Origin of the sequence: Salimicrobium flavidum, from assembly GCF_900156645.1 — a bacterium.
GTDB classification, from domain to species: domain Bacteria; phylum Bacillota; class Bacilli; order Bacillales; family Halobacillaceae; genus Salimicrobium; species Salimicrobium flavidum.
Map to the genome: position 1 here is coordinate 158,478 of NZ_FTOC01000007.1, position 6,000 is coordinate 164,477.

5 protein-coding genes and 1 rRNA gene are annotated in these 6,000 nt (G+C 43.4%); 1 reads left to right on the top strand and 5 read right to left on the bottom strand.

Annotated features, from left to right (window positions below):
• Nucleotides 1-25: 25 nt before the first annotated feature.
• Both BW944_RS10870 and BW944_RS10875 read right to left on the bottom strand, forming a co-directional pair.
• Nucleotides 26-754 carry a pseudouridine synthase gene (locus BW944_RS10870; RefSeq protein WP_076559579.1) on the bottom strand — a complete coding sequence of 243 codons (729 nt, stop codon included), beginning with the start codon at nucleotides 752-754 and terminating at the stop codon, nucleotides 26-28.
• An 11-nt stretch (nucleotides 755-765) separates the two neighbouring features.
• Nucleotides 766-2,385 (bottom strand): putative polysaccharide biosynthesis protein, encoded by a 1,620-nt coding sequence (locus BW944_RS10875; RefSeq protein WP_076559581.1) that lies wholly within the window; start codon nucleotides 2,383-2,385, stop codon nucleotides 766-768.
• A gap of 93 nt (nucleotides 2,386-2,478) precedes the next feature.
• On the opposite strand from BW944_RS10875, the gene BW944_RS10880 reads away from it, so the two are divergent.
• Nucleotides 2,479-3,738 (top strand): BaiN/RdsA family NAD(P)/FAD-dependent oxidoreductase, encoded by a 1,260-nt coding sequence (locus BW944_RS10880; protein WP_076559583.1) that lies wholly within the window; start codon nucleotides 2,479-2,481, stop codon nucleotides 3,736-3,738.
• Here the strand turns inward: BW944_RS10880 and BW944_RS10885 are convergent.
• The 3 genes from BW944_RS10885 to rrf form a co-directional block, all read right to left on the bottom strand.
• On the bottom strand, nucleotides 3,735-4,937 hold the full coding sequence (locus BW944_RS10885; protein WP_084193721.1) for an EAL domain-containing protein: 1,203 nt from the start codon (nucleotides 4,935-4,937) through the stop codon (nucleotides 3,735-3,737). The two genes, BW944_RS10880 and BW944_RS10885, sit on opposite strands and share 4 nt — an antisense overlap.
• Nucleotides 4,938-5,022: 85 nt before the next feature.
• Entirely contained in the window at nucleotides 5,023-5,277 is a 255-nt protein-coding gene (locus BW944_RS10890) for a hypothetical protein (RefSeq protein ID WP_076559587.1), read from the bottom strand.
• Nucleotides 5,278-5,839: 562 nt separating this feature from the next.
• Nucleotides 5,840-5,954: ribosomal RNA gene (rrf, locus tag BW944_RS10900) — 5S ribosomal RNA — on the bottom strand.
• Nucleotides 5,955-6,000: the final 46 nt, after the last annotated feature.

Sequence of the window (6,000 nt, forward strand, 5' to 3'; positions counted from 1 at the left end):
TTAGCGGGTGCCTTTTTTTATAACTCTATTGACTATCCATATTCGTTATATTCATCAAATATTCAAGTTCTTTTTCAGTGAGTTCCCGGTACTCTCCGAGCTCTAATTCCTCATCAAGTTCGAGTTCACCTATCTTCGTTCTCTTCAAATAAGTTACCTTCTTATCTCTTGCTTCAAACATCCGTTTCACCTGGTGGAATTTCCCTTCGGTGATGATGAGTTCAATCTCTGATTCAGCTCCTGATTCCAAAATGCTAAGCTCAGCAGGTTTGGTCACATACCCATCATCCAGAGTCACCCCATCTTTGAAAGCTTTCACGTCTTCCTCGGTGACTTCCCCTGCCACTTTGGCTTTGTAGGTTTTACCTACGCCTTTCTTCGGAGAAGTCAACCTGTGATTCAACTGTCCATCATTCGTTAGAAGCAAAAGACCTTCCGTGTCTTTATCGAGACGCCCCACCGGAAAAGGTTCGAAAATCTGATCCTCTTCCTGAAGAATGTCGATGACCGTCCATTCGTTGGCATCAACTGTAGCCGAGATGATATCTCCCGGTTTGTTCATCATTAAATAAATGAACTCCCGGTATTCGACTTCTTCTTCACCTACCGTAATAAGATCTTTATCAGGATCGACATGGACCTTCCCGTTTTTCACAGGCGTTTCGTTTACCCGGACAGTGCCACCTTTCAGCAATGTCTTTACATCTTTCCTCGTGCCATATCCCATATTCGCAAGTAATTTATCGATTCTCATATGAATCCTCCTCAGGATCTCTTGAATAACCTCTCAATACGTTTCACCCGGTCTCCAAGCACGTGTTCAAGTAATGTTGTTTTATAAGCAAGCCCGAGATAAGTGATTCCGCCTGCTCCGATACCGAGAATAAGTATCGCAAGGGCTCCGGCGCGATTTTCAAGCGGATTCCACCATACGCCTCCCACGAGTTTGACGATCGTAACGACGATAGCCATAATCACCGTCAGTATGGAAATCAATGCGCTACGTTTAAACAGTTTCATATAGGAGAAGTCGGTGCTGCTTTGAATTTTCCACAGATTGAGACTGACAGCTGCCAGAACCGCGAGTCCGGTAGCAATGATAGAACCTTTGGCTCCGAACATTCCGATCAGCAGTGAGTTCGTTGAAATTTTGATCAGAAGTCCTACTCCGAGACTGATGACGGCAAAGTTTTGCCGGTTGATACCCTGGAGTATGGAAGAGGTGACCGTGAACAAAGCAAAAAACAGCCCTACCGGAGCGTACCAGCCTAACAGATTACCGAAATAATCGAGCTGCTCCACCCCATAAAACGTACCATAAGCCTCTGTTGATAAAAGAGACAACCCGACGACTGCAGGAATGATCAGCAAAGCGATAATTTGCAGTGCCTGGTTGATCTGTCCATCCATTTTTTCGAATTCCTTTTTTGTAAACGAACTGGTGATGGCAGGTAAAACGGCAAGAGCCAGACCCAACCCTAGAGTGACGGGTATAATCACCAATTTATGACTCAATACATGAATAGCTGATAAAGCTTCCCCTGCGACATCTGCAAGGCCTGCATCCGCCATCGCCTGTTTGAATGTGAATTGATCGATCAGCTGGTAAATCGGATTCGCAACTCCGACAAGAATGAACGGTCCCGCATAACCGAGCAGTTCTTTGAACATATCTTTCTTACGGATGTTATAGGACGTCCCCTGTCGTGCAAGCTGACGGTCCAGGTGAGGCTTTCGTTTTTTCCAATATGCAAGCAATACAAGAAGAGATGCGATGCCTCCTATGAAAGCAGCGAACGTACTCATCCCGATCGCTTCTGCAAGAGAACCATTCATCACATAATAGACTATGTATACACCGACAAGTAGGAAAGCAATACGGATAACCTGCTCCACCACCTGTGATACCCCTGTGGGGGCCATCGACTGGTGCCCCTGGAAGAATCCGCGTATAATACTCATAGAAGGGATGACGAGCAGCGCGAAACTGACCATTTGGATCACATAGGTCGTATCCTGCAGGACGGCCGCTGAATCCTCATCAGACAAACTGAACGAGGCAATGGTTTCCGCCCCGAAAAACAACACCAGAAAAGCGATAACTCCGGTCATCGCCATTAAGTACATGCCGGACCGGAACATTTCCCGACTCGTCTCATAGTCTTCAAGAGAATTGTATTTGGAAACGAATTTAGAAACCGCCATCGGCACCCCTAGCGTCGAAAGACTGAGTAGAATGTTGTAAGGTGTATAAGCGTAAAAATATAGTTCGATCCCTTCCGGCCCTACCATCTGTTCAAAGGGGATCGTATAAATCATACCCAGAAACTTAGATAAAAAAGTGGCGCCGGTCAGAATCATCGTGCCTTTTAAAATTTTGGACATACCTTTATCTTCCTCTGCAATTATTGTAGAATGAACCCTATTCATTCTATCACACTTGATTTCTTAATATATACCACAAGAAAGGACAAAACCATGACCTATCACGTAACTGTAATCGGAGGAGGTCCTTCCGGTCTGATGGCAGCTATTGCTGCAGCGGAGCAGGGCGCCTCTGTATTACTTCTCGAAAAAGGAAAAAAACTCGGTACCAAACTTGCCATTTCAGGCGGAGGACGATGTAACGTCACGAACCGTCTTCCGGAAGAAGAAGTTATCAGGCATCTCCCTGGGAACGGAAAGTTCCTCTACAGCCCTTTTTCTGTTTTCAATAATTATGATATCATCGATTTTTTCGAAAGACTCGGTGTCGGCCTCAAAGAGGAAGACCACGGCAGAATGTTCCCGGCAAGCAACAAAGCTCAGGACGTCGTGCAGTCTCTTCTCACGTATCTCGATACCTTACATGTAGAAGTGAGGAAACAGACGAAAGTGGACGGTATACAATATGGTGAAAATCATCACACCATTCATCTATCCGATAGTGAACCGGTGCATACGAAATCGTTGATTATCGCTACCGGGGGTAAAGCAGTACCTCACACGGGTTCTACCGGGGATGGTTATAAATGGGCCAAAACAGCCGGGCATACCATCACCACCCTTTTTCCTACAGAGGTGCCTCTCCTATCTGATGATTCATTCATCAAAGAAAAGAAACTTCAGGGGGTTTCTCTTCGCGACGTAGATGTAAGTGTACTCAATCAGAAGAACAAACCGATCATCACTCACAAAATGGATATGCTTTTCACTCATTTCGGAATCTCAGGTCCAGCAGTCCTGCGGTGTTCCCAGTATGCGGTGAAAGAATTCATGAAAGGACATAAGCCGGTTACCATCGAGATTGACACTCTTCCTGATCAAACCCTGCAGCAGCTCACTGAGACTTATATGAAAAAAAGAGAAGAGAACCCTAAGAAGACATGGAAAAATACAATCAAAGGCATTGTTCCTGAACGAATGATCGATTATCTAATGGAAAACAACGACATTCCCGCCGAGCAGACGAACGCCCATTTATCGAAAGAGCAATTTCATGGATTTCTGCAAAACCTGAAGCATTTTCATGTCCTCGTCCATGATTCACAGCCGATCGAGAAAGCTTTCGTTACTGGAGGCGGCGTATCCATTAAGGAGGTCGTTCCGAATACACTCCAATCCAAAATGATGCATCATCTGTATTTTTGCGGTGAGATTCTCGACATCCATGGATACACCGGCGGTTATAACATCACTTCCGCCCTCGTCACCGGCCATGTTTCAGGTATGAACGCAGCGTGGGAAGGGATGGCTTAGGTAAGTAAACTTTCGTTATCAAAAATGAAAGAATAGCTGAGATCGATGAAGATGAAACACTCTTCGCTGACCGGAAAGCTGAACGTCCGGATCAATTCTTTCGTTTCGATATCAGCGTATGTATCTGATAACAGTCCACATTCCCACGTCTTCATTTGCATGACGTTTTCCAGGAAATAAGGTCTGAAGGCCCAATTGGAACCTTTCTCCCTATTCTCCTTCTTCCATACTCCATTTCTTTTACGTAAATTGGAAGAAATCTGCTGTCCATGTTGATTACAGAGAAACAAACGGAAACTTTCTTCCTCAAAGGCTTCTCCGAGAAAACTGAGAAAGTCATCCACCTTTTCTTCTCCTTCCCATTTCGGGAGGAGATTTTTTGTGCGTGTTTCCCAATTCTTCAAAAACATCAATCGTTTCTCAATGAGTCTCTGTTCCCTATGAATGAACGAAGAGATAGACGGTTCTATTTCATCTTTCAACGAAACTTTTTGAAGAGTTCTATCCGGAGCTGCGAGATAATTTCCCTGGTAATAATCCGCTCCATATTTCCAGGCTATCTGCAGTTCGAAACTTTCTTCAATATTTTGGAATAACAATGCCGCCCCGATTCTTCTGGCCAATAATTGCAGCGTGTACATAATATCCTGCAATCCATCCGCATAATGATGCCTGATGAGTCTCGCATCTATTTTCAATATGTGGGGCTGCAATTGACGGATGAGGTCTATATTCGAACTGCTTGCACCTGTATAGTGCACTGCAATTTTAATCCCGTACGTTTTATAATATAAAAGAAGATGATGCAGAGATTCGAAATCTTCCTCAAAATCATGTTCCGTCACTTCTATGACCAGGCGTTCCATCGAGACCCCCTTCTCTTCATAGGAGAATAGATTTTGAAGCAGTTGCTCTTCTCTGTCTTCGAGTAGTTGTCGCGCACTCCGATGAATGAACAGATAGGTGTCATCCTCGCTCGAGCTTTCTGAATCAAGAGCTTCTTCAAGAAGCAGGTTGTAGACCTCAGTTTTGAAATCCTCCGGTACATTTTCATCTATAAAAAATTCGTCCAAGCGATAATTATCTTCATATATTCCGAATAATTCATGACCAATGACCTCAAACTTACTGGCGCTTACGATAGGGTGGTACATAGGCTTCACTTTATGTAACTGTTCCATAATTTCTAAAGGATCCATTATTCTCCCCCACTTTCACTCACTTATTATATCATTGCTGATATATAATCATAAATCTAATACAATCCGTATACAAAAAGAGTCCTCAGGGATAGGACTCTTTATACTGTACTGATTTTCTGTTCTCATATGCCTGCCTTCTGCCTAACGTATCATTTATCAGCAGATGCATCTGCTCTTTGTCTTCTCCAGTGATAACCGGGTCGTTTTCATTCCATTCTGAACTATATAAGTAATAATAGGAACGGATTTTTCTGAAATAAAACGTGCTGACCGGATATTTATCAAAATAGGCACGGACTACTTTTCTTCTTGCATAACTCCATCTGATCAATTCCATCTTGTTCACTCTCTTTGTTATAGTTCCTCTTGTAATAGTCGTTTTTTTATCGTTTACTATTTTTGTTGCTATTTATTGGTATTGAGAAGAGATAAGTGACACTTCCACAGGAAACCAGGCAGCTGGTTCTGATCAAGTCTTTACATTTATTATTATTCCGTCTCCTCTATCATGAAGAAGATTCGAAATCATCACCAAAGAAAAACCAGCCCCATGTAAGCGAATAATATGGAAACAAGGAGGTATAACCCTCCGTAAACTTTCATGGCCCCGTACTTGCTTGTAAGTCCAAATACGCCTACTATTCCCAGTATTACAGTGATTGCTATGTAAAATACGTGTTGGTACGGCAGGATATCTGACTGACGAGAGACAAAATAAAAACCTAGAGGGATGAAAAGAAGGCACCATGCATACTTCCAATTTAAATATGTATTTTGCTTACGCTCCAAAACAGGCATAGAAACTCTTCTCCTTTTACTACTGCAGCAGCAGTTTATTTCACATATTATGTCATAAGATATACAAAAGACCTTGAACGCAGTGTTCAAGGTCTGAGCTAATGTGGCAGCGCCCTACTCTCGCGGGGGGTAACCCCGACTACCATCGGCGCGGAAGAGCTTAACTGCTGTGTTCGGCATGGGAACAGGTGTGACCTCTTCGCTATCGCCACCAGATCTTTTATGAATTGTTCTCTATGGACAAAATCTATTATATTGTCCA

Coding starts and splice junctions, on each gene's coding strand:
- BW944_RS10870 (WP_076559579.1), bottom strand. CDS start 754: ATGAGAATCGATAAATTACTTGCGAATATGGGATATGGCACGAGGAAA.
- BW944_RS10875 (WP_076559581.1), bottom strand. CDS start 2,385: ATGTCCAAAATTTTAAAAGGCACGATGATTCTGACCGGCGCCACTTTT.
- BW944_RS10890 (WP_076559587.1), bottom strand. CDS start 5,277: ATGGAATTGATCAGATGGAGTTATGCAAGAAGAAAAGTAGTCCGTGCC.
- BW944_RS10880 (WP_076559583.1), top strand. CDS start 2,479: ATGACCTATCACGTAACTGTAATCGGAGGAGGTCCTTCCGGTCTGATG.
- BW944_RS10885 (WP_084193721.1), bottom strand. CDS start 4,937: ATGGATCCTTTAGAAATTATGGAACAGTTACATAAAGTGAAGCCTATG.